The 26,659-nt window shown below is 71.5% G+C and carries 3 protein-coding genes; 2 read left to right on the top strand and 1 reads right to left on the bottom strand.

What is annotated here, in order from left to right:
* Positions 1-71 precede the first annotated feature (71 nt).
* Positions 72-800: a hypothetical protein gene (locus BLU81_RS26495; protein WP_157751795.1), complete on the bottom strand. Its 729-nt coding sequence runs from the start codon at positions 798-800 to the stop codon at positions 72-74.
* A 338-nt stretch (positions 801-1,138) separates the two neighbouring features.
* Here BLU81_RS26495 and BLU81_RS26490 point away from each other — a divergent pair, with 338 nt between their 5' ends.
* Together BLU81_RS26490 and BLU81_RS26485 are read left to right on the top strand one after the other, a co-directional pair.
* Positions 1,139-4,129 carry a hypothetical protein gene (locus BLU81_RS26490; RefSeq protein ID WP_092547162.1) on the top strand — a complete coding sequence of 997 codons (2,991 nt, stop codon included), beginning with the start codon at positions 1,139-1,141 and terminating at the stop codon, positions 4,127-4,129.
* A 282-nt stretch (positions 4,130-4,411) separates the two neighbouring features.
* Positions 4,412-26,653 (top strand): toxin glutamine deamidase domain-containing protein, encoded by a 22,242-nt coding sequence (locus BLU81_RS26485; protein ID WP_092547160.1) that lies wholly within the window; start codon positions 4,412-4,414, stop codon positions 26,651-26,653.
* Positions 26,654-26,659 lie beyond the last annotated feature (6 nt).

The raw sequence follows: 26,659 nt of genomic DNA, 5'->3' as shown, positions 1-26,659 counted from the left end.
CGCCGAATCTCCGAGTCGTCTGTCGCACAGCGGACTCCGGCCTTGTCGGCCAGTGTGTCAGTTGTGGGTGGTCAGGCGGTTGCGTCGGCCACCGGGGACGGGTGGCGGGTGTGGGCGGGTGTGGTGACCCAGCCGACGGCGCCGATTGTCAGGTACAGGCCGCCGAACCACCAGAAGGCCGCGAACAGGAAACCCGCGTCGAGCAGTGCGGAGATCATGGAGACAGTGCCCAGCAGGGCGATCACCCCGTACGCCGCCCGGATCTGGAAAGCGCACAGCACACCCAGGGTGACCGGGCCGGCGATGTAGAGCAGTGCCGCCAAGCTCAGGACCGGGATCATGTCCTGGCCGACCGCGCCGACGCTCGCCAGGCCGGGGAGCGCGACGAGCAACCCGGCGGTGAAGTGCCACAACCGGACCGCGAGCGGGCCCCGCCGGCGCCGTTGCCGCCACGGCACGATCGCCGCCGCCCAGAGCAGCAGATCCATCGGGACGTAGTGCAGACCGGTCGCGGGGAAGGTGGCGCCCGAGTAGACCGTCACGAGGATCGCGACCGTGGTGTCGGCCGCCGGGCGCAGCCGGGTGGGCAGGGCGAACGGCAGCGCCGCGAGCAGGGCCGGGACCAGGGCGAGCAGTGCGGCGCCGACCGGGAACGTGTTGTCGCCGGACTCCGAGGTTCTCAGGAAGCTGACCCAGCCGGCGGTCAGCACGCCGACCGTCACGGCGATCGCGCGGAGCCGGGGGTCGGGATCCACCCGGGACTGCCGGGGATCAGTTTCGGACATGGGCTCGCTGGTCATGGTTCCTCCGGTGTCAGCTCCCCGACGTACGGCGGGATGCGGTGTCACACCGCCGTGAAGACTCAATCAGGTGAGCGGGGTCCGATGGGCCGGATCCGACCGGTCCGGCTCGCCGATGGCGGAGACGTCCGGGGCCGTCCGGTGATCCCGGCGACCGGCCCGGAACGGCGCCGCGTGGCCGTTGCCGCCTGGCCGGGCTTTGTGCTGGCGGAGGATATCCCGCGAAGTTGGAACGCCGGGTGGCGCCGGGCCCGGCGCCCGGTGCGGGTGAGTCAGGCTCGGTACACAGCGGGGAACGGTTAAGATCGACACCCCGTCGAACGGAGGGGCGGAGTCGGATGGCGCTGCCGTGGTGGCTCGGCGGGCGTCGCCGGCCGGCTGGTTCCCGGTCGCCCGCGCAATACGACCTGTTCGTGGAGTGGCACGGCTCCGCCGCGGTCGTCTCGCACTCCGGTGATCAGCCGCTCCTGCTCTGGCGACTGCTGCGTAACGCCGCCACCCCGTCCGGTGACGTACTGGTGATGACCTCGGACCTGGCCGTCCGTGACCCCGCCTGCGGGGCGGTGCTGCGCGGTGCGGTGGAGGCGGCGGCCCGGGTCTGGGGTGCGGAGCGGGTCTGGGTGGCCGCCGACGGGATCGGCCGGCCCGACGACGCGCACGCCACCTGGCTGATGCGGCTAGCCGAACGTACCGGCGTCGAACTGCTCGCCCCCGACGGTCCGGTGCACGTCACACCGGATGGCACGCTCTACGCCGCGGGCGGCACCGGGGCCTGGGGCTGGCGGTCCTTCCGGCCCGGCACGGTCTGCCCGGTCGTCGGCAACCGGCACCCGATCCCGGACTGGGAGCACGCCCTCGCCGACCGTCCGGTGGCGCTGCCGGGCCTGGTCGCGGATCCGCTGCCCGCGGGTGTGCTGATCCGGGCCTCCACCGCGGCACCGGCCGTTCCCGGTGATCCCGCCTACGACCTGCCGGTCGACCCGCGGGGCCCGGCACTGGTCCTGCGGCACATCGGCGAGCCGCCAGTGGATCCCGCGTACCTCGCCGGCCTCTTCACCGGGCTGCCCGCCCACTCCGTCGTGCGTATCGAGACGGGGCTTCTCGATCCGGCTCGGGCGTTGCCCCGCTCCGACTGGCTCGACAGCCTCGCCGCGAACATCGACAGTCTGCGGGGCGGGCCGGTCGATGTGTTCCGGGATCCGTTCCGTGGCCCGGCGGCACCGGCCGGCCCACGCCGGTCCACCGGCGACGGACCCGCGCTCATCGGGCGGGGCTGGGTGCGGACCGGGGACCGGCTCTACCGGCACGCGGCCGAGGACGAACTGCTGGCCGAGGTGATCCCGGCCGGGATCCTGCTGCGTGCGGCCGGTGCGTACGAGCCTGACGGGCTGGCCTTCGTCGAACCTGACGACGGCGTGCTAGCCCTGGACGCCGCCGCCTCCGATCGGCTGGTCGAGATGCTGTGCCGGGTGGTCGCCCGGACCTCCGGCGAACCGGGACTCGTGGTGACCGGGTCGGCTGACCATCCGGGGGCGGCCCGGCTGGCCGCCGCGTTCGGTGCCGCGGCCGCGCCGTCGCTCGCCGCGGTGGCACACAGGACCGGTCATCCGCTGGTCCAGATCTCGACCGCGGCGCGCCGGGTGGCCCTGCCACTGCAGGCCGCCGAGCGGTCGAGCCCGGCGGCGCCGGAGGAGCAGATCGTGCCGCTCGTCTGGTCCGGGGCCGGGGAGGCGGTGCCGGCCACCCGTGCCCCGACCGCCGGTACCGGATTGCCGACCTGGGCGGGCGGATCGTCCGTCCTGCCGGTCGTGTCGCCGGGTGCGGCGGCGGTCACTGCCACCGATACCGGCGAGTGGTCGGACGAATGGATGGTGGGGGAGTCGCCGACGCCCGAGGAGCCCACCGCGGGATGGGCGCGACCGGACACCACCGCCGCCACCTCGGGCTGGGAGACGGCGACGGCCGCACCTCTGGTGAGTGAGTTCTGGCAGACGCCCGCTGTCACCGCGCACAGCACGGCCGGCCCCCCGGTTGCCGGGACTTCGGCATGGTCCGGAGCGCCTGCGCAGACCACGCCGGTTGTCGGGACCTCGGCGTGGTCCGAAGCACCTGCGCAGTCGTCGCGGACTGCCGCCGCGCAAGCCGTGGCTGGGGAGCAGGCACCGGTGCAGGCCACGGCCGGTGCTCAGGCGCAGGGTGTGCCGGTCCGGCCGGCCGCACGGGCCGAGTCGCCGAAGGCCGCCGCGCCGGACCCGGTCGCCGGTCCCGGTGCGCCGGACTTCGGGCAGCTCCCGGGGGCGCCGGACCCCGGCCGTCTGCCGCCGGACCTGCCCCCGCTCGCGGCGACGCGGCCGGACACGGTGATGCGCCCGCCCATGATCACCAGTTCCGGGCCGGACCTCGGGACCGCCGACTTCGGGGCCGCCGACTTCGGCCCGCTGCCGGACCTGCCCCCGCCCGCCGTTCCGTCGCCCCCGCCGGGCCCGGTCGTGATGGACCCCGCCGCTGCCGAGCGCTACGTACTCGCCGCCGGAAGCCCGATCCCGGACCGGTCCAGCACCACCGCCGAACAGCGGGAGTTCACCGCCGCGCTGGGCCCGGCGTACACCGACTCGATCACCACGGTGAACGCCGCGCTGGCCGCCTGGCCCGCGCTGCGCCAGGACTCCTCCCTGGCGGCGAAGACCGATCTGGTGGCGGTGCGGCTCTACTTCGGCAGCTCACCGGTGGGCGCCGGGCCGCTCAACCTGGGGTTGCGCTCAGGCCGTGCCCCGGCACTGCCCGGCTACCTGTCGTGCCTGGCCTCCGGGCTGCGCCGGTTGCCGCCGTGCCGTCGGGCGATGCTCTGTCAGGGACGGCTCGACGTACCGGCCCGGCAGCTCTACCCGGAGGGCACGATGCTCGTCGAGCCCGCGTTCCGCAACGTCAGCGGCGCCGGGGACATCGCGGTCGCGGGTGCCGACGTCGACTATCTGGTCTGGTCGCGTACCGCCAGGCAGGCCGGGGCGCTGTCCGAGCACCAGGAACTCGACGAGGCGGTCTTCCTGGCCGGGGCCCGGTTCAAGGTGCTCGCGGTCCGGGAGGGCAAGCCCCGGGAGTCCGAGGACGTCACGATCCCCGGTACCGCGGTGCTGCTGCGGGAGGTTCTGCCCGGCGAGCAGTCCGGGCCGGGTTTGGACGACGCGGACCGGACCGCGCTGAGCCGCCTGGAACGGGCGCTGAAGCGGCGGCACGCGGTCGCCCCGCGGGCCCTCACCGACGCCGAGGCGATCGACCGCCTGCTCGGGCCGCCGATGGGCTATGTGGACGTTCGGGCGGGCTCGGCCTGAGGCCACGCCACGGCGTGCCGCGAACGTTGCGAGGGATTCCCCGCAACCTAACGGTCCCGGGAGTCCCCGGCGAGGTCAAAAGCCGGATCAAGACCCCATGCTGTTGGTACGGGTGGGTAGCTGAGTGTCGAAACAACGGGGGTGTCTCAGGTGTCATCGGGACCGATCGAAACCCCTGAGACCAGCGAGTACGCCGGTCACGACACCGCGGTGAACGGCTCCGGAACACGGCGGTGCGCCCTGGTCGCGCCCGCGTGCGCCGCTTAGCGGGAGCGTTCTGCCGTGGACACGCCGATCCCCGACTGGCTCAACGACATCCTGGAGTTCACGATCGGCCAGCGCTGGCCGACCGGTAGCGAGAGCGGGATGCGCGAGCACTCCTTCGAGTGGGAGAACCTGCGCGACACCCTCGATGCCGCGAAGGAGGTTCTGGCACTCCAGCGCACTGCGGTACCGGACGTGATGACCGGCCAGTTCGCCACCGGGGTCACCGACTCGATCAACCAGCTCATCAACTATGTCGACGAGCTGCGTGGCAGCGTCGACAAGATGCGTAAGGACCTGAAGAACGGCGCCGCCGATCTCCAGGAAACCAAGATCATGATCGTGGTCCAGCTGGTGCTGCTCGCGATCCAGCTCGCCTGGCTGATCGCCTCGCTTTTCGGCGCGCTGGCGATCCCGGCCGTGGTGGCGGGCTTCCGGGCCATCATCACCGCGATCCTGCGGCAGGTCTTCGTCGAGATCGCCCAGGAGCTGGCCGAAGAGCCGTTGCTGATGCTGATCATCCAGGCCGTCCAGGACCACAAGGACTACCGCGAGGGTATCGACTGGGACAAGATCGGCAAGGCGGCGATCCAGGCCGCCATCGGTGCCGCGGTCGGCGCGCTCACGAACGTCGGTGCCGAGATCGCCATCGCCGCCGCCGCGAAGCGATGGGCGAAGATCGACCGGAAAGACCTCGACGGCACGGTCTACATCAAGAACGACTGGGTCTTCCGGGGCGGAACGATCTTCGGCAAGGGCGCCAGCCAGGCCGCGACCGCGATCCCCGGCGAGATCCTCGGGCAGCTGGCCGTCGGAGCGCCGATCGACGTCCGCTGGGGCACGGCGACCAGCGCGTTCGTCAGCGGTCTGCACGAGAACAACGCGGCCAGCCCGCAACAGTTCCTCGACGACCTCAACATCGAGAGCAAGAACGGGTTCGACGAGGCGTTCCGCCCGCTCGGCGACACCGACGGCGGCGGCGACCACTTCGGCGACCACGGCGAGGACGGCGACGGCACCGGCGGCCAAGGCGGCACCGGCGAGGATGACGACGCGACGGTGATCGGCGACGATGACGAGTCGCTGCTCGGTGCCGACGATGCCGAGGAGGGCTGGGACGACGACGCCGCGGAGACCGAGACGATCGCCGAGGAACTGGAGGAGGACGAGGAGCACCTGCTCGGCGGCTCCGTCGCGGATTCCGTCGCGGGCGATTCCGACTCCGATTCGGACTCCGGCGAGTCGTTCGGTTTCGACGGTGACGGGCGCTTCGACGACGAGGAACTCGGTCTCGGTACGGGCTCCGGCGCGGCAGCGGCCGGCGTGGTCGCGGCGGCTGGTGGCGCCGGGGCTGCGCTCGGGGCCGGAGCGGGCGCGTTGGGCGGAGCGACGAACAACGCGCAGGGCGGCGCGGGCAACAGCCGGGGCACCGGCGCGGACGGCCGGGCCAACACCGCCGATGGTCGTGGCGCAACCGGTGAGGGCCGCGGCGCGAGCGGTGAGGGCCGCGGCGCGAGCGGCGAAGGTCGTGGCGCGAGTGGTGAGGGTCGTGGCGCGAGCGGCGAAGGCCGTGGCGCGAGTGGTGAGGGCCGTGGCGCGAGTGGTGAGGGCCGGGGCGCGAGTGGTGAGGGCCGGGGAGATGCCGGTGCGAACGGGTTCGGCAGTGATAAGGCGGCGGCCGAGGCATTCGACAATGCCTTCGGGGGCAGTGATGCGACGGCGAACGGGAACGGTTTTGCCTCGATCGCTGATGTCGAGAGCGCGTTCGGGAATGCTGAAGTAGGTGGTTCCGGGACGGAGGGTGCCGCCGACGGTGCGTTCGGGGACTCCTTTACTGAAACCGGTGACAACGGGTTCACCACCGAGACGGATGGTGTCAGCGAATCTGAGAACTCGTTCTCCGCGGACCGGGGGGAAACGTCGGAGAGTGACGTTCTCGGCGGCGATGCGAACGACACGCTCGGCGAAGGCACGACCAACTCGGTGGGCGGCGGCGCGACCACCGCAGTCGGTGGCGGGGCGACCAATATCGCCGGTGGTGGTACGAACAACACCACCGGTGGTGGCACGAACAATGCGGCTGGTGGGGCGAACAACGCTGCTGCTGGTGGGGCGAACTCGGGCGGGAACTCGAGTGCTGCCGGGGGTGTGGGTGGTGGTACGAATGTTCGCGCTGACATCGATGTCGAGTCGGGAACCTGGGGCGACGGCGATTCCTACCATGATGGTAGTTCTGACGTCAGTGACGTCTCTGATATCGGCAACATGGCCGATTTCGAGACGGACTCCGATGTCAGTGACCTCAGTGATCTCGGCAATCCCGAGGACCTGGCTGACGGGTTTGATGGATTCGGCGATGACGATTCCGTGGTGGGTGACTCCGGCGACGGCCTGGATGTCGGTACCGCGTCCGGATTTCCCGATCTGGGGGACTCCGGATTCCTCGACTCCGATGGGGACACCGTTTTCGGATCTGACGCGGAATCGGCGGTCGACCGGTCGGACCACGTCAATTCTGATGTGGATTTCGACTCCGAATCGGATTTCGACTCCGACTTCGACGAGAGGGGCGGTACCGACAGCGAGCAGTCCGAGGGCTTCGGTGGCCGGTCGGGGCAGTCCACGACCGTCGGTGGAGGCTTCCAGGCGCCCGCGGCCGAGACCTCGCAGCGCGGCGATCAAAGTGGCCGGACAGCCGATGCCGGGAACCGCACCGATACTGGGAACCGCACCGACGTCGGCAAGACCGACGGCCGCCAAGGGGAGTCGCAGGTTCGGGGTACCGGCACGGGCACTCCGCCGACCGTCTCCACCACTGTCTCTGAGTCCGGTAAGTCCCCGGACTCCACGTCGGCCGAGACGACACAGGGAACGCCGGACGAACCGCACAAGGGTGTCGTAACGGAGAGCGCGAGCGACGAGATCGCCAGCCCGGACCTGCTGCCGGATCGTGCACAGCACGTCCAGAACGCGACCGTCGACGGTGCCCTCGCCGCGCCGGAATCCTCGGGAGTCACGCAGACCCAGCCGGTCACGCAGACCCAGGTCAACAGCCAGGCCCAGCCCAACACACAGGCCCAGCCGAATGTGCAGGGCCAGCCGAACGTGCAGGGTCAGGGGCAACTGGCGACTGACGGCCAGTCGGATGCGAAGGCGGGTGCCGACGATCTGGCGTCTCCGTCGCAGGAGACCGGGCCGGAGACCCAGAGCACGTTCACGCAGTCGGAGACCGATCAGCCTGACCGGGTCGACCAGGTGCTTCCGGAGTCGGAGATTCCGGAGCAACGTTCGCAGGACGCTTCGGAGACCCTGGAGGAATCGCCGGCCACAACGGCGTCACCGGACTCGCTGGGCAAGGCGGATTCGCTGGGCAAGGCGGATTCGCTGGGCAGGGCGGATTCGCAGGGCAAGGGGGCGGCGCCGGAATCCGGTCGGCCGACTGCGCAGCAGCGGGCCGAGTTCCGTGAAGTGCCGCACCAAACCGATCCGGGCCGGGCACCGGTGCGGCAGGTGACCAGTCAGGACACCACTTCGGTGGCGGATCCGTCGGTGCGGCCCCGGTCTACGGAGTCGCGGACCGACAGCACGCCGAACCGGGACGACACGCGGAACCAGGATGACGAGCAGATCACCGACGGTGATGTCGTCGTGGTGCCGCTGCTGGTTGCGGGAGCGGCTGCGGCTTCGGTGTCGGCGCGGTCGGCGCCCGTACCCAATGGGCTCGGTCCTGATGGGTTGAAGTCGGCGGACGCTGACGGTGACTCGGTTGATCTGGAGAGCCGGGACGGCGCAGACGGTGGCGTGACCCTTTCGCGGGACGCCACGTCGGGGCTGGCCCGGGACGACGTGGCGGGTGCGGTTCCGGCGGATCGCAGCAGGTGGGTGCCGGTCGGCTGGGCGCGGGACGCGGGGGAGACGCTGACCCGGCGGCCGTGGCTGAGCAAGTCGGTGATCAACCCGGAGAACTCCACTTTGAACTGCGTCTTCGCCTCGCTGGCGACGGACATGCGTGTGCAGTCGAAGGGCCGGGGCACCTACCTGGCGCCGGCGTCGGTCGCCACTGAGGTGGGCGTGTTGTCCTGGTACGCGGGGCAGCCGCTGCGGACCGTCGGCGGTTTCGACGCGATCATCCAGTTCATGCGGGACGCCCCGCCCGACGCGTCCGGCATCGTGGTCGTCAACGGGGCCGACGGCGAGCTGGCGCACGCGTTCAACGTGTTCCGCGATGACGACGCGGACGGCACGATCCGGGTCACCTTCTGGGACGGGCAGACCGGTGAGCCCGCGATGGTCCCGCCGGAGACGTCCCAGGTGCGGTTCGTGGACACGTCGAAGAGCCTGTCCAGCGACCGGCCGGGCCCGGCCGGGCCGTCCGTGCCGGTACCGGCGGTCGATCCGGCCCTGGACCTGGCCGGTTCGGGGCAGTACGACAACGACTACACCGGTGCCTTCGACAACACCGGCGCCGGGTCCAGCTCCGCTCCGGATGGTGGGGAGCCGGCTCGCTACATCCCCGTGCACACCGACGCCACGGGGCCGGTTCCGGAGCCGATCACCGCGGGCATGCTCCTGCTGACCAACGAACCGCCGATGTCGGACGAGGAGTCGGACTCCGAGACGGAGACCGTGACACGGGACGGGCCGGGCCCGGACGCGTACCGCGCGGCGGCGGACGCCTTCCCGTGGCAGGACGGGCGCTATGTCATCTTCTCGCACGGCACCTCGGAGGGGCCCTACTCCGAGTACTCGCGCCGCACCCCGGACGGCCCCGTCATCGAGAACATGACGATTCCCCCGGAGTCGGTGTACTCGCTGGCCGGTTTCGACGAGCGGTCTGAGGACCCGCTGCAGGAGACCGTCATCGCCTCCTGCGAGGTCGGTGCCGAGACCGACTCCCGCACCAGCTGGCCCGCCAAGTACGTGTGGCTGACCGGCCGGCGGGTCAAGGCGCCGTCGCGTGAGGTCCAGATTCTCCGGGACAACAGTTCCATCGTCTCCCTCGACGTCCGCCGCGACCGGAACGACCGGCCGATCCAGGACAGCCGGGGCCGGCTGACCTACCTCAACGGGCACTGGAACACCTACGATCCGATCTTCGATCAGGTCACCGGTGAGATCATCGATGTCGTCGTCACCCGGTCCCGGGACCGTTTCCTGCCTCCGGTCGGCACACCGCCGGTTCCCTCGTTCCGGCCGGCCCCGGCTAGTACCCCGATGCCCCTCGCCGCCTTCCAGGGACTGTCGCTCGAGACGGACGTTCCGGGGGAGTACTTCGCCGGCCCGAGCGACGACTACACGGACGTGATGGTCGCCGGGATCGAGCTGGCCTCGCCGGACTCGGTGTGGAGAGGGCTGGCCGCGGTGCCGTTCGGGTCCGTGCCGGGCCTGCAGCGGTTGGCCGGCGCGCTGCCGGACGAGGCGGCACGGCTGGGCGACCGGATCCTGCCGACCCTGCCCGCCGGGCCGGATTCGACGGCTCGGGCGGCCTGGGAGTCGTTCACCGATGCGGCGGACGGCCTGGTGGTGTACCTGGCCGGCCCGCAGCGACCGGAGGGGACACGCACCTTCGTCGAGAACGTGATCGCGGCGTACGACTTCGCTCGCCTGACCATCGCCGGCGAGCTCGGGCTGGATCCGGACTCGGCCCTGTTCCGGATGCTGCTGCCGTCGTCGGCCGAACTGGTGGACAGCCTGGTCCGGCCGGACCAGGAACGCCGGTCGCCGATCCCGCGGAACGACGGCCCGGCCCGGCCGGGCTCGCACGACGTCCGGGTCAACATGGTCACCTCGGTCGACGAGGGCGGTCCGTCCCGCCTCGCTCCCGACGACAGCGACATGGAGATCACCCCGGTAGTCGACGACAACGACAACGACGGCGATCTCGCGGTCCTCTCCGACGATGACGGCGATGACGGCGACACCACTACGGATCCCGAGGAGACCAGGGAGACGATCAAAGCGGCGGACCGGGCCGCCCGGTTCCTGCCGCTGGTCCCGATCGGGCTGCGCGGGGCCTCGGTGGGAACCGGCCGGACCGGCGGCCCCGAGCTGCGGCTGCGCACCAGCCGGGGCAGCTCGCCGCTCGGCACGGACATCGGCCGGGTACCGATCCGCCTGGTCGCCGCGCTTCCTCCGGGCACGGACCCCGACACCGTGGTCATGCTGCGCGACGACGCGGACGGGGCGGAGATCCAGATCCGGCGGGGTGCCGACGGCGACCGGATCGCGGCACAACTCTCCGGGGCGGTCGCGTCCTGGCTGGCCCGCCGTCCCGATGCCGACGGGCGCCGTGCGGACGGCCTGGACCGGTCGGCGGCCATCGAGGGCATCCGGTGGGAGCTGCGGATCGCCCAGTTGCGGGGCTACCGCCGGGGCGACCAGATGAAGTGGGCCGGTGCCCTGATCGAGCCGTGGTCCAGGATCCGGCCCTCGGCGCGGATCGACGCGCCGGCACGGACCGCCGCCCAGGATCGGCTGCGGGTACTGCTGGAAGTTCACGCGCCGGTTCTCGGTGATGAGGCGCAGCGACTGGACGCGGAGCGCCGCCTGAACGACGAGGTGAACTGGGACCGGCCCGGCTTCCTGCCGGACCTGCCGGTCTACCCGGACGGACTGCTGGCGCCGCCGCTGGTCCGCCGGCTGATGACCGGTGTCCCGTCGGTCATCACCACGGTGGTCGCGGGCCGGATGGCCGGCCGGGACCCGGTCCTGGTCGTCAACAGCGTCCTCAAGACCGGCTTCCAGACGTTCATCCAGTCGCTGATGGACACCGCGACCGACCTCGGCAAGCGATCGCCGAACCGCCCGGATCCGCTCTGGGAGTCGACCCGGGAGTTCCCCACCGGCCCCTACACCGACGCGCAGTGGCAGGCCCAGGAGCTATGGGGGTACGCGGCCAAGCGGGTGCCCGCCAACGTGGTGGCCGCCGTCGTCAGCATGTTCCTGCTGGGCGGCATGAAGGGACGCTGGGCGGACGGCGCGCTGAGCCTCGGCCTGGAGGTGATCAGCACTCTCTTCATCCAGACGCTGATCGACGCGGTCGAGGGCCGGCCCGCGAAGTTGGCCCGCGCCCGGTACCGCTTCGACCTGAATCAACTGCCCGACACCCGGCGCAACGAGTTCGTGAAGAGCGCCTATCACCACCTGTTCGAGCTGGCCGGGCGTACCGGCGATGGTCTGTCTCCGGGTCTTGATCGTGATCTGCGAGAAGTCCGGCGGCTGCTGGAGCAGATGCGCCCGCAGGTCACCACCGAGGTGGTCAGCCGGACCTCCGAGGTGACCCGGGGCCGGCGGCGGCCGTTCGGCTTCACCCGGCCGGACGACCCCACCTTCGACGCGCAGCAGCGGGGAGTCCACCGCAGCACCGGCCCCGAGTGGCAGAACACCGTCCGGATGACACTGCGCGACGGCGCCGCACAGCTCCCGTCGATCGTGCTCGCCCACCGTCTGAACAGCGCGATCCCGCTGGCCTGGGTGAATCTCGCGTCGACGCTGACACGGGGCGCGGCCTACGGTTTCGGCGAGCGGCGGACCATGGTGACCAACCAGGGGGCCGGGGAACTGGCCGCCACGTGGGACACCGGCTACCGGATCGACCAGATGATCGCCATGATCGATCATCTGCTGGATCCGGCCGCGCACGCGAGGCCGGGCCGTCAGCTCACCGAGCCGGGCCCGGACCAGTTCCCGGCGGTGCAGAGCAGCCTCTTCGGACAGACGTCGGCCACCATCGACCAGTATCGCCGCAGCCGGGACGAGGGCCGGCTCAGCGAGACGTCCGGCTGGAACCAGGTGAACTTCACGCACCTGCCCACCGCCCTGGTCGGTCTGATCACGGTGCTCGTCGCGGGCCCGCTGATCGGCCTCAGCCGGTCGGCGTGGGCCACTGTCGTGCTCGGTACCGCCTTCATCGGTCTCGCGGCGGCCAGCGAGAACGCGGTCCGCCAGTCCGACCCGGTGCTCCGGCAGATCGCCGACGCGGACGCCTCCCGGGACCAGGCCGCCCGTCATCCGGGGACGTCGGACGAACTGGGCACCGAGGTTCTGGCGCTCACCGACCTGGCCGCCGTGGAGAACGCCAAGGTGGTTCCCGCGCACCGGGCCGCCCGCGGGGAGGACCCGGAACAGCTCGCCCTCGAGCCCCTGCCGCCCGGCCGTCCCGGCGACGACATCCCGGGACCGGACGACCCGCTGCGTAATCCGCAGGTCAACATGATGCTCGGGATCGAACGGGCGCCCGACCCGATCGTGCTGGCGCTGGCGGCGGTGCCCGACTCGGTACCGGACCTGCAGCGGATGGCGGGGGCGCTCCCCGCCGCGATGACCGCCATCAACGCGCGCGTCGCGCCGCTGCTGGAGGACCACCCGGACTCGGCGGCACGCCAGCGGTGGGACGTCTTCACGGCCGCGATGGACCACCTGCCCGACACGCCGATCTCCGGCCGGGACCCGGGCCAGGCACGCGCGGCGATGCTGAGCGCGATCGGCGGCTACGAGATCGCCCGCGGGCGGATCGCCGACCACCTCGGGCTGAACCGGGACTCCGAGGTGCTGGCGGCGATCATGCCCTCCGCACCCGACCTGGTCAGTCGGCTGCTCGCGTCGCCGGGTGTGCGAGTGCCGGATCTGCAGGTGAACATGGTCACGCAGCTGGAGACGGGCGCGCCGGCCGGTACGCTGCCCGGCCACCGGTTGCCGCCGTACACCGTGGCGGTGGGGCCCGACGGCTCCTTCGTGGTGGCCAGGGAACCGGTCGGTGACGCCCCACGTGGGTACACGGGTTTCGAGATCTTCGGCCCGGACGGCACCCCACGCGGAACCTTCGACGCCCGCACCCGAGAGTCGGACGACTACGTATCCACCTCGCTGCTGGAGAACCACTCGGAGGTACCCGGTGCCCTCGACCTGAACACGTTCTTCACCACCGCGCACAGCGAAAAGCCCTACTTCCAGTCGATGAGCGTGATCAACGAGAAGGCTCAGGTCATTCGCGAGAAGCACTACCGGATGGAATGGATCAACAAGGGTGGTATCGGCGCGCGTGACTATCGCCAGGAGCGTTCGGTCACGAACGAGATCGCCCGGAAGCGGTTGGAAGCGGCCGGCTGGGTGGTCGCTCCCGGCGCCGGCGGGCCCGGCGAGACCACGCTCACCCAGCCCTGGACCAGCAACGACGCCGCGTGGCGGCCCACGACTATGGACGGTAGTGCGCTTGAGGTCGCCACCGAGGTGATGGAGGGCGGCCGGACCCGGCAGGTGTCGGGCCGGCGCAACGACCAGGGCGAGTTCGAGATCGTCAACCCGGACACCGGCGGCACCGTCTATCGGCTCACTCCCACGACGCCGGCCGGCGGCGGGGAGCGGTGGGCGGTCGCGGCGCTGTCACCCAGCGACGTGCGGCACTTCAGCGAGGTGGCCAAGAAGGCCAAGTGGACCGCGGCCGATCACACACCCCGCCGAATCTTGCACCGGGCGGCGAAGGCGATGGGCCTGCGCACCGGAGAGGACAAGGCTTACGACTTCGTCCAGTTCATCGTCGACAGCGGCGAGCGGCTCCGGGACGACTTGCTGGTACCGGGGTTCGGTGTCTATCGGGCGCGGGTCAATGACCGGCCGTACCTGATCCGCGCGCAGGTGGACGGCAACGGCCGGGTCCTCCGGGTGCGCCGGCCGACCCAGCTCGACAGTGCGGTGCAGCTGTACGGCGACGACGGCATGTTCCAGACCCTGACGGACGCGGGCTGGACGATCCGGCCGAGTCACCTCAGTGGCGTCGACGCGCGGGCGAAGATCCTCGACCTGGACGTCTTCAAGGGCACCGCCTGGAACGCCTTCCGCCAGGCCCACGACATCGCCACCGGCAAGGTCGCGGGCCCGAACGACCTGCGGGTCCTCGCGCTCACCGACATCGTCTGGGACCGCCAGCCCCAGGACGTGGGGCATCTGGTGCCCCGGACCCTGGCTGCCGTGCGCACCGCGGTGGGGACGGCCCGGTCCAACTACGACGCCATCAATGCCGGTATGACGGCGGCGCTGGCCGCCACGCCCGCCGACCGGGCGGCGGACCGGGCCGCCGCCGACGCGGCGGTGCGAGGCTTCGAGGGGCGGCTCACCCAGCTGGAGCGGGACCTGCCCCGGTTGGACCTCGGGGCCGCGGGCGCTGAGCTGGCGGCGGCGATGTGGTCCTACGACATGGTCCTCGACCAGTTGCGCTTCCTGGGGCAGGACGCCGGTCTACCAGCGATCGGCGCGCTCTTCGGGGTGACGCCCCGCGGAGTCACACCTGCGCCGGCTGCCGGGATCGATCCTCCGGCGCCGTCGACCGTGCCGTCCCCGGACGGCCGTGAGCGGTACACCAGTACCGAGATCGCCAGCCGGATCGCCGGGGCCCGCGAGCTGCTGCACAGATTGCTCGACCCGGCCGTCACCGAAGCCCAGCGGACGGCTGCCGTCCAGGGCACGCTGGTGCGCAGTCACGAGGCCCGGATGGACGCTGTCCAGCGGATCCGTGACGACCTGACCGCGGCGCAGCAGAACGTCACGACGTATCAGCAGGACGTGACCGACGCCCAGGACTCGCTGGACGGCGCCGATGCCAAGGTGCGGACCGCCCAGGACGACCTGACCGAGGCCGAGGACGAGATCGTCACGGCCGAGGCGAAACGAGACACGCTGACCGAGACGCTGGACCAGGCCCGGCGCGACCAGCAAGCCGCCGCACAGGCACAGACCACCGCCGCCGACACGCTGCGCACCCTCAAGGCGGAGCAGGAGCGGATCACCGAACGCCTGAAGGCCATCGGCGAGGAACTGGACGGCATCGAGCGGCAGCAGCCCGCCGACCAGCAGGACCGCATGCGGCGCGACACCCTCCGGACCGAGCGCGGCGGGTTGCAGCCACGGGTCACCGAGCTACCCGACCTGGTGACCGAACAGGAACGCGAGGAGAAGAGCGCCGCCAAGGCCAAGGGCGAAGCCGGCCGGCTCATCAGCGACACCGAGAAGGACCTGAAGACAGCGAACGACGGGATCACGAAGCTGCGTGACGCCCTCGACGAGCCCGGCGGGCCCCGGGCGAAACTGGCCGACGCCCGCGACGAGCACCAGCTCCGGGCGGACCAGCTCCGGAACGCCACCACACGGCTGGACGACGAGGTCGTACGCCGAGACGGGCTGCTCGCCGACGATGCCGCACTGCCCACCGCGCAGCGGCTCACCAGCGTCCACCAGGCGCTGACCCGTGCCGCCGCGCTTGCCAAGCAGGCACACGAGGACGCCGTGCAGAGCGCCGCGGACACCCGGGAGGTGCTGGCCGAGTGGCGGGAGCTGTCGGACGAACCGCGGGACCTGACAGTCTTCGGTGACCCCGGCCGGCTCGAGGGCACGCACAGCCTTCTCGCCGGCAGCTCCGGTGGCCTGATCACCGAGGAGGGCGCGGCCCGGATCCGCGGGCTCGCCTACGACGCCGCACGCTCGCTGACGTTCTGGACACAGGACCAGGTGGTCACCGACGACATCGATCGGATCGCCACGCCGGAGGCCCTTTTCAAGGTCCGGCAGTCCGCGGTCGGGCCCAGCGGCGGCATGTACCGGGTCGGCCGGGGCCGTAACGCGATCGACCTGATCTTCCGGGTCAAACTCGAACGCCTCGACAAGCCGGAGCTGAAGCCCTCCGCACCGCCCCCGCCGGTCAGCCAGGGCGAGAGGCGCCGCTTCGGGGACGTCTCCACCACCGTCAGCCACAGCAACTTCAACTTCCGCGACCTGTCCCTGCCGATCCAGTACCTCCGTGGCCTGGGACCGGACTGGATCTGGCGGGTGTTCAGCTTCACGGCGAACCCGCGGCTGACCCACAACCGGCAGACCCGGATGTCCAGCGCCGAGGTCGGCGTCGGCAGCGCCCTGATCGAACGGCTGCGGGAACCGGGCTACCAGCACGACTACCGCGAGGTGTGGTCGGTCGAGGCCGTGCCGGCCGGCGCACTGCCCACGGTGGTGGGCCCACCGGCCGCCGTCACCGGCCCGGCCCCTCGCGACGACGACGAATGGGCCGACGTCGTCGAGACGGCCGCCCCGCCGGGGACCACCACCGAGAACGTGACCCTCTACTTCCCCGAGCACCTGGCGAAACCCGACCCGCCGACCGACACGAGGGTGCCGGACCAGGCGACGCTGGAGACGTACCCGATCTCGCTGGATGGACTGCGCGACCCGGGATCCCTGACCCGCCACGTGCTGGCGGCGCTACCCGGGATGATCCGGAGGTCGCGCGGCAGGAACCCGGCGAGCCGGGCCGGCGGCACCGGCCGGCACGCCCGGTCCGCCGGGCGCCACGGGGTCACGCCCCAGCAGTTGCGCCAGGAGCGGCGGTACCCGTCGGTGATCCTCAATGACGCGTCGCAGCGGGTCGTCCAGGAGTTCACCCGGCATGCCGGCGATCAGACCGCGTTCGCCCGGCAGTTCCTGGCCGGCGCGATCTCGGATCCGCTCTACGACCGCGACGGCAAGTACATCGGCGTACTCCGGCTGAAGGCACGTGTCATCGACGACCCCGGCAACCGGGTCGTCACCCGGTCCGCCAACAACTCGCTGGAGTTCCTGGACGAGACGCAGATGGCCGACCGCGGCTCGGTCACCCTCCGGCAGGCCGCCGACCTACCGGCGAGCGCCGGTGCCACGTTCGTGCCGGCCAAGTTCGAGGACACCGTGAAAGCCGGCACGTTCACGGCGTTCGGCGGCTCCCTGACCGGTGGTCTCGGTGCCGGTGTGACGGACGGGCACAACACCGGCGCCAACTCGTTCGTCGGCCGTGGCTTCCGGTCCGGCAAGGACCCCGACCCGAACGCGCCGAAGGGGATCAAGAAGGCCCACGTCGCCGACGTACACCTCGACTGGACGGTCGAACTGCTCACCGGCGCCGGCAACGTGCGGGGCAACCCGCCCAGCCACACATGGCGCGCCGACGGCCGGATCCGGTACCTGCCGTACACGCTGACCGGTGCCGGCAACGCGCTTCATCTGCCGCGGGGCGTCCTCGACGGGGACGGGCCGGGCCTGGCCGTGTTCCGGAACTTCGAGCTCGGTGCGTCCCGCGCCGGTACCGCCGTCGTCCCCGCCACCCCGTCCCGCCTCGACGAGCGTGTCGATCGGTACCTGCGACGCCGCGGCTACCTGGCCAAGGGGAAGCCGGACGGGGACCAGCTCCGCAACTTCCGGCGGCTCCTGGAGTCGGCCTCCCCGGCCCACCGCGCCGGCCTGTTCGGCGCTCTGCGCGGCCCGGGGCTGTGGGTACCGTACGAGAAGGTCACCGTGAAAGGCGGCACCAGCACCGCCTGGATCAGGTATTTCATCCCGCGCGACCGGACACCGGCTTACGCCTACCGGGGTGAGACACCCGAGCTGGGCATGAACATGACCATCGACACGTTCTTCCGGCTCGACTCGTTCCGGTCCATGTTCCGCAGCCAGCGCTTCGCCTTCGACGCCAACGTCAGCCTGCCGCTGCGGAACTGGCTGAAGCAGTGGGCGCCGCTGCTGTCCAACATGGGAATCAACGGCACCGTCTTCGGCAAGACCTGGGAGAACTCCACCACTGCGACATCCGGCCGGACGATCGGCCGGGGAATCGTGCTCGACACCGAGCAGGCCCAGTCCATGCACAAGTTCGACATGGACTTCAACCTGCGGGCCGAGGCGTACGACGAGGGTGGCACCCACCCGGTCGCGGTGTTCCACAACGACACCGGCGGCCTGGACCACCGGGCGACCATCGAGGTCTGGGTGCCGGACGCGAACGTGCGCGCAGCCGTGGAACCGGCCCGCCCGCCCGTGGCCGCCCCGGTCCCGGTCGACGCCACACACCGGAACCTGCTCACCAACGGGCCCCGGTTGCCCCTGCTCTCCGGGGTCTCCGGCGTCCGCGGCCTGACCGAGCTGAACGCGATGTACCAGAGCCTCGCCGCCCGGCAGTTCGACACGTTCGTCACGGCGTGGCTCGCCACGGTGCCCGAGTCCACGATGGCGAAGGTGTTCGGGGCGGTCGGCCTGGGCCGGTGGAGCCGCACGGTCGGGCACAGCCTCGGCTCACCGGCGACCGTGTCCGGGCAGACCCGGCGGGTGTTCACCAGCGAGGAACGGATGCTGATCGGCATTCAGCCGGCGCTGCGGGGTGTGCACTCGTCCGAGCAGGCATTCCAGCCCGGCATGGTCGCCGACGTCGAGGGCCGGCACGAGCTGCAGGCGTACGTCGCGGACGTCCCGCGATACGTGCCACTGCTGCCGGGCAAGAGCGCCCCCGACGGATACGTCGAGGGCGGCACCCCCGAGACCGGCTTCAGTGGCATCATTCACAGCCGGGAGGTAGCCCGTGACGGCAGCGTCAACCTGACGCTCGCCACCCCGTACGGCTCGCTGGGGCCGGGGTACCGGCAGAACGTCCGCCAGCGGAAGACCACCTCCCGGACCACCGCCGGCACCGACTACCGGATCAACAACTACGGCGCCCCGGTGCACACGATCGCCATCGATCTCGTCATGGTCGGCACCATGGTCAGCGCCTCCCGGCATCTGCTCAACGCGCTGCGGTCGTACCTCGGGGAGAACGCGCTGGTCGCGCTCCTCGGTGACGGGTGGCGGGAGACGGTCGAGCAGTGGATGGAGACCGTCAAGCCCGCGGTCTCGACCAGTGCCGCGCTCCACGTGCCCGAGGCCCTCACGGTGCTGGTCAGCGTCTACGACATGGCGAACATCTGGCGGGACCTGCGGGACACCTGGCCGGCCACCGGGCTCGGCACGCCGGACGCCTTCATCGCCGGCCTGCCGGCCGCGGTCCGGACCCAGGTCGACCACGCGATCACCCTGCTGCCCCCGCGGCTGCCCGACGACACACCGCCAGCGAACGCGGTCTACCCGCCGCGCCGGATCAGCCAGCGTCTCGGTCTGGGCGACGCGTCGATCCTGGACGTGCAGACCCCGGCCGACCGGTCACTGCTGGGACAGCTGCTCGGCACAGCGGATGGCGGGATCAACGGCCTGACCGACGTCGGCGCCATCAGCAACGTGCCCGGCCAGCACGAGCGGGCCGGGGTGATCGGCGACGCCATCGGGCTGAACGCCGACATCCGCCGGTACTTCCATTCCGGCACTACGAACGAGCCCGTGGTGGTGGGCCAGAGTCGGGTCAAGGCGAAGGCGCACGGCGGCCTCGTGGTCGTGGAGACGACGATCGTGGCCCGCCCGCGGCATAACGGCCCGGATCCGCTGCGCCAGTACGGCCTTCCGGCGGCGGAGTCCGACATGGAGATGCACGGCATGTCGCAGGCTTCGGCCGGCCGGGGAGTACGGGACGCGGCCATGCACGGCGCCCGGTTCGGCGGCCCGGTCAACACGCGCGCCGAGCCGGCCGAACTGGTACGGCTCGTGGGTGGCGTGGCCACTGTCGACGTGACCCGCCAGCGGACCGACTCGCAGGACCAGCGCGACCGGCAGGACTCGCGGTTCGTCACCAAGTCCGGCGGTGGACTGGCCCGGATGTACGTGCCGATCGAACTGGCGGTCCACAAGACCGTCACACCGATGAAGGAGTGGCTGGCCGGGTACTTCATGCCCCTCGGGGTGGGCCTGGCCGGCCGGGCCTGGAACCATCTCTTCGGCGCCGGCCCGGGGTTGCAGTGGATCCCGGCCGACGTACTGCTGGAGTTCATGGCCTCGGACGGCTCCCCGGAGCGCCTGATCGAGAACGGGCCGGGCCTGCCGCGCGCTGCCACCGTCATCAAGGGCGCGACGGACGCGACGCCCGCGGTGAACCGGGCCGCCCTGCACGGCGTGCAGATCGACACCACGTCGGCCGCCGGCACGGACAGCGGCCGGGCGCGCGTCACCGGCGAGGACGCGAATCCGATCACCCTCGCCGAAATCCAGGCGTACGCACCGAGCAACGGCTTCGACCCGCGGATGCGGATCAGCTTCGTCGTCGACACGCCGCGACTGGCGCAACTCGCCCGGGAGGTGCTGCCCGGCTTCGATCCGGCGGAGCTGGACGGGTTCTTCGACGGCGAGATCGGCGGTGCCAACCTCTGGTCGGTGATGCACGAGGGCGGCGCCGAGCAGACGTTCCTGAACTCCTCCCTGGTTCTGGGGCTGGAGGGGACGCTCAGCGCCAAGGTGATCGCCGCCGGGCCCTGGCAGATCGTCGTCGACGAGCATGAGAGCGCCGGCGGCCCGGTCTCGTTCCAGCCAGGCGAGAACACCAACTCGGTCTTCGAGTACTTCCCGATCGTCGGCACCGTCCTGACCGGCTCCCACCAGATCGAGCAGCGTGTCGTCGCGTCGGTGTTCCCGACGGTCTCGCTGAACACCAGGCCGGACGGCCGGGCGGGAGACGCGGACCGGCGGCGGCAGGTGCAGTCCGGCGGAACATCGAACCCCGACAGCGGGTACGCGGTGGCGCACCCGCAGTTCGGTGCGGCGCCCGGCAACCAGCGGTTCGTCAACCTCACCATGTTCGGCGTCTCGTTCATCGGCTCCGAGGCCCGGGGCACCGGCACCCTGCTGCGCTTCTCGGACCGGCAGGCACAGCGTTTCGCGCCGGACAAGGCGAGCACCGACCACGACCGTACGCATCCGGTGGTGCTCCGCCGCCGTGAGGCGCTGATCCAGGTCACCGGCAAGGCGCCGAGTGCCGTCGCGGCGCTGGCGACCGGCGCCGCCGACATCTGGAACAACGCCCGGCACGGGATCAGCGAGCTGATGCAGCGGGCCACCGACCTGACCGGTGTCGGCGGATCGATGGTCGGGCGGCCGAGCCGGGTCGGTGATCCCCCTCCCGCCTCCACCCTGCACACCGAGACCCGGCTGATGGCCACCACCGTGGAGAGCCGGGTGCCGCGGACCGTCATCGAGCTCGGTAAGGAGGTAACCGCCGGTTTCCACCTGCCCAGCGAGGGCGACAGCGCCGAGCAGGCCGCGTTCGTCGTGGCCGAGCCGAAGACCGGTGACTGGATCGGGCTGTTCGGCCGCGGCCTCACCATCGGTGGGCGGTCCACGCTGGGTGGTGAGACCGCCTCGCGGATCCGTGACGGGCTCGACGAGGCGGGGGTCTCCCGCGACACCGGCCTCATCGTGCAGGGTGGCGTGAACCGGACCTTCGCCGAGGAACTCTCCACCGGGCGTACCGGGCCGGTGGTGGTCGGCGACATCATGGCCGTCGACGACCAGGGCCGGGTACGCAGTTTCACCCCGGCGGCCGCCAACGAGGCGCTCGCCACCGAGGGCACCTACTCGATCTACCGCAACGGCCGCCTGGCGGGAACGGTCCAGGCGGACAACGTCGCCCAGGCGGTCGTGCTCCTGGACAACTCCATCGACGCCACCCGGCCGGCCCCGAAGCCGACCACGCCGTTCTCGCTGACCGCGGGGTCGCGAACCGCGCCGTTGCCCGCGCAGATCCTGGCCCTGGACACCGGGCGCACCACCGGCGCGCTGCAGCCGAACAGCGGATCGTCCGGCAGCGGAAGTGGTGGCCCGCGGAAGCGTCCGACGACGAAGTCGCAGGACCCGAACGATCCGGATGCGATTCTGCCGGTGAGGGGTGGCAGGGCGGGTGCGTTGCCGGAGGATCGGGTGGGGTGGGTTCGGGCGGGCCGGGTGTGGGAGTTCACGGCGGCGGAGCGGGCTGAGCTCGGGTTGTTGACGGGTAGGCGGATCAACCCGAGTGGTTCGGTGGTGAACTGTGTGTTCGCGGCGATCGTGACGGACATGGCGAAGCGCCGGGCCGAGGGGCGGGGTGAGCGGTTCGAGGCGCCGGAGTCGGTGGTTCCGGTCGAGGTGGACACGTTGGGTTTCTATGCCGGTGCCGAGTTGCGGACGGTGGCGGGGATCGACGCGGTCACGGCCGCGATGGGGGAGGCTTCTGCGGGTTCGACTGGCATCGTGGTGATCAACTGGCCGGGTGGTGAGTTGGCGCACGCGTTCAACGTGTTCACCGGCGAGGACGGCCGGGTGTTGTATTGGGACGGTCAGGTCGGTGAGCCCGCGGGGGTGCCGCCGGGCGAGTTCGTGGTGCGGTTCGTGCCGACCTCGGGCGTCGTCCCGGATCCCGCCTCCGCTGCACAGGCGTTCAATCCCACCGGCCTGGACCTGGCCGGCGCCGCTGACCGGGGCCTGCCGTCGGCGCCGGAGCTGCCGGCCGGCCGTCCCGCGCTCGGCGAGGCGGAGTTCGCCCGCGAGGTCCGGGCCGTCTCCGCTCAGGGCCGGGCTGCCCGCGACGCCGGACTGCTCACCCTGGCCACCTGCCTCACCCTGGCGCGCGACCTGACGTCCCGGCTGCTGGGCGGCGACCCGATCGGCCTCGCCTCCCGGGTGGGCCGCACCCGCGACGACGCCGACCTGGAACGGACGGCTGAATCGTGGCTGGCGGACCGCCGGGACTGGGCGCCGGTGAGTACCTGGTACGACGTCGAGCGGAACCTGATCGACGCAGGTCGTGGGGCGGCCACGGTGGTGTTGTTGCGCCGTCCCGGCCGGTCGATCGGGCACGTGTACCTCGCCTACCACGACGCGGACGGCGTGGTCCGCTGGTCGGACCCGACCCGTGCGGACGGCGACAACGCGTTCACCCGTGCCGAGCGGCCGGAACTGCTGGAGGCCCCGGCCGAGGCCCGGGCGCTGACCATCGGCGCCGACCACCTGGTCCGCGCACCGCGGCCGGGCCCGGAGACCCAGTCCGGCTCCACCGCCCGGTCCGTCGTGGACAGATCGCTGGGCGGCCCGTTCGAGGGCGCGGGTCTCGAAGGCGAACGCCTGATGCCGATCGAGCTGCGCCGGGACATCTACGAGGACGTCGAGGACGTCGAGGATCTTCGTCTGGACGTGCTCGCCACCGCTGGTGACGGGTCCTTCCACGTCGAGGTCGAGACCCGAGGGGTCTACACGGAGTCCACCGACCCCACCGACCCGGACGCGCCCGTCCGCTACCGGCTGGACGGCACCGACGAGACGGCCCGCCACGTCGCGCTGCCCGAGATCGTCACCGCGGTCGTCAAGACCTTCCCGGACGAGGTCGGCCGGGTCGAGGACACCGCGTTCATGTGGCGCGAGATCGATGGACTGGACGAGCGCTTCAACGCGCTGAACACCCGCGAGGGTGGCGTGCCGGGACTGCCCGACCAAGAGCTGGAGTCGGTTCTCGCCTCCGACGGGCTCACGATGGCCCCCGGCACCGCCGAGGGCGCCCTGATCGGGCCCACTCCCGCGGGTGAGACCAGCCAGTGGCACTGGCACTACTCCGTCGGCTTCCCGGTCGAGAAGCTGCTGACCGCGCTGCGGCACGTCGAGCAGCACACCTGGCGGGACGCGAGCACCGGGGTACCGGTCCGGGAACGGCTCGACGACGCCATCGACTTCGGCCGCCTCGCCGCGGACGAGGTCATGATCGGTCTCGCCGCGCTCGGATACCGGCCGTCCGCGCGGGTGGAGACTGCGATCGGCGGGTTCATGGCCCTGGTCTACTCGCACACGGCCGCCATAGCCGCCGGGTTGGCCGACTCGAACAACATGCTGAAGCGGCAGAACGCCGTCCTCGCCCGCGAGGCCATGTTCCTCTACTACGCCGAGTTGCCCTGGTGGGTCCGGGTCCAGATCGGCGCCCGGACGCCGCAGATCTTCGAGCGGTTCGCCGAGTTCCACGACACCCGCAACCCGGACTACGAGGAGCGGCTCACCGAGAACGTGTCGATCGTCCCGTCGGACATTCTGCAGTGGGACCCGGCGAAGCCGTGGTACACGGCTCACCTGGCCGGTCGCCTCAGTGTGGAGGACTTCCTCAAATCCACACTGAGCGGGAAACTGATCAACCAGGTCCAGGTCTTCGGCGGGATGAGTGAGTTCGCCAAGCTCGACACCAACAACGGCCATCTCAAGGTTCCGGTCGGCGTGCTGGAGATCCGGTCGTACGGCGAGAAGTTCGCTTCTCCGGCCCGTGCCCGGGAGAACTTCGAGCGTCTGGTCGCACTCTCCGGCGACCTCTACCGCGAGGCGGCCGCCGAGCCGGTGCTGCTGCGTGACGAGCCGTTGCCGGAGTTCGACGCCACGCTCGCCACCGCGGACCAGGGCACCCTCGCGATGATCGAGGCGACCGAACTGACGATCGGCGGCGGCGAGCTCGACGGGGTGGTCCATGTCCAGCAGTCGATGCCGCACCTGTCGGCAGCGCTGGCGGGGGAGTGGGGCTCTCACCTGATCCGGATCGCGTCGGTGGAACAGCACCGGGGTGACACCGTCCTGGCGAGCACCCTCGGACAGTTGGCGGCCCGGCAACTCCTGCCCTGGCTGGACGCGGTGGCCGACAGTTCGTCCTGGGCCGTCGCCGCCGAACGCTGGTCGCCGTTGAGTGAGCTGTTCCGCACCGAGGGGCAACAGATCGTCGGTACGCTCGCCCGTTACCTGCAGACCCGGCAGCCGCCGGCTGCGGGTGCCGACCGGAACCAGGTGGTGGTCGGTCTGCTGTCGCTCGCCGCCGGCCACGAGGACCGATCCGTCCTGGACTACCTTCAGGACACCGAGCCGGACGTACGCGTGGCGCGGCTGAACGCCATCGCGGACCGGCTCGGACCGTTGCGTCTCGAACCGCTCAAGCTGGTGACCGACGCGGTCCGGCCCGGTAGTCCGGCCGAGCAGGCGAATCTCCACGTCCTCGCCGCGGCCCAGCTGGCGTCCGCCAGCCGGGACTCGGACGCGGACCTGGTCCTCAGCTTGGCGGTGCCCAACCTGCCGGATATCGCCCGCTCCCGCTGGCTGGGCCGGCTGCGCCGCTGGAGCGAGGCCCGGAACGACGTGGCCGAGAGCCTCTCCAAACTCGCGCTGCAACTGGCCGCCCCCGAGTTGGAGACGTGGCTGGCCGCGCCCCTCGACCGGGCGACCTGGCGAGCGTTCCAGCCGTTCCTGGCCGCTGGCGGACATCCCCTCGCCCATCAGGTGTACGACCTGATGAAAGAACGATCCGAAGTGGATCCCGAGAACCGGCTGGTGCGGGCGGTGCTGTCCGCTTGGCAGCTTCTGGTCCGCACCGGCAGTGACGACGCGTTGCGCTACCTCCAGGAGACCGATCCGCAGCGGCGCCGTACCCGCCTGGTCGGGCTGCTCGACCAGCCCGGGGCGGACCTGCCCGATCTGTTGCTGGACATCATGGGCGGTGTGGTCACCGAGGACTCCGAGACGACCGAGGTCGGCGACGCCATGGTGATGGTCGCCCTCAACCACCACACCGGCGGACGGCCGGAGACCGCGTCGGAGACCATCGCCGAACTGCGCCGGGAACTGCCCGCCGTGTTGTTCAGTGACTGGCCGGTGTTGATGGCCGCGATCGCGGCGAGCCACTCGGTGCTGGCCGACGCGGTCGGGCCGATCCGGACGCTCCTCGAAAGCGAGCTGGCCGTTCTGGCCGAGCCCGACGAGACATCGGATCAGCCGTCGGATTCCGGCCGGGACACCCCCGAGGTGGCTCGGGAGATCGCGGTGGAGACCCAGTGGCCGGCCGACGGGTACGTTCGCGGGCCGGAGAGCTTCGGCGCGGTCCGGGCCACGGTTCAGCGGCGCCTCGAAGCGGGCGACGACCCGGTGCCGTACCGCGTCGTGAACGCCCTGCCCGGCCTCGGCCGGGAGCCCGGTCAGGCGCTGACCGTGACCCTGCACACCGGCCCGGCCGGGATCGACGCCGCAGCGCTCACCGCCCGCCTGGCCCAGCCGGACGCCGTGACGGTCGCGCCCACCGGTGACTCGGTCACCCTGCGGTTGACCGGCGACTCCCGTGAGACCTGGACGGATCTGCGGACGGCGGTCCGCGCCGCCCGCGTCGCCGAGATCACCCATGTCACCGTGGACGCGACGCTCGGTGCCGGCCGGTCCGGCCTGCACGGTCTGCTCGGCACCTACGAGACGACGCTGGCCGGGATGCTCGCCACGGACGCCGGCACCGGCGCCCGCCCGCCACGCGGTGAGGTCACGGTCGGTGACGGTGTGCTGCGCGCGACGATTCCCGGCTCGGTGGTGCACCTCGGCGTGCTGCAGGCCCAGCTGAGCCTGCTGTCGGCGCTGCGGGCCGCCGGTGCGGACCACCACCCACCGGCGGCCGCGCCGGGCCGGCCGGGAGACGACACGGTCGAGGCCCGCAGCCTGCTGGACCTCATCGCTGCCGACCGGCCGGACCGGGCCGATCTCGCCGCGTTGTTCCACCTCGGACCCGCTCCGGCGCTGGACAGGAGCTAGGCCACG

The organism is Actinoplanes derwentensis (assembly GCF_900104725.1).
Taxonomy (GTDB): Bacteria; Actinomycetota; Actinomycetes; order Mycobacteriales; family Micromonosporaceae; genus Actinoplanes; species Actinoplanes derwentensis.
This window is presented reverse-complemented; position numbering and strand designations above follow the sequence as displayed.

Coding starts and splice junctions, on each gene's coding strand:
- BLU81_RS26495 (WP_157751795.1), bottom strand. CDS start 800: ATGACCAGCGAGCCCATGTCCGAAACTGATCCCCGGCAGTCCCGGGTG.
- BLU81_RS26490 (WP_092547162.1), top strand. CDS start 1,139: ATGGCGCTGCCGTGGTGGCTCGGCGGGCGTCGCCGGCCGGCTGGTTCC.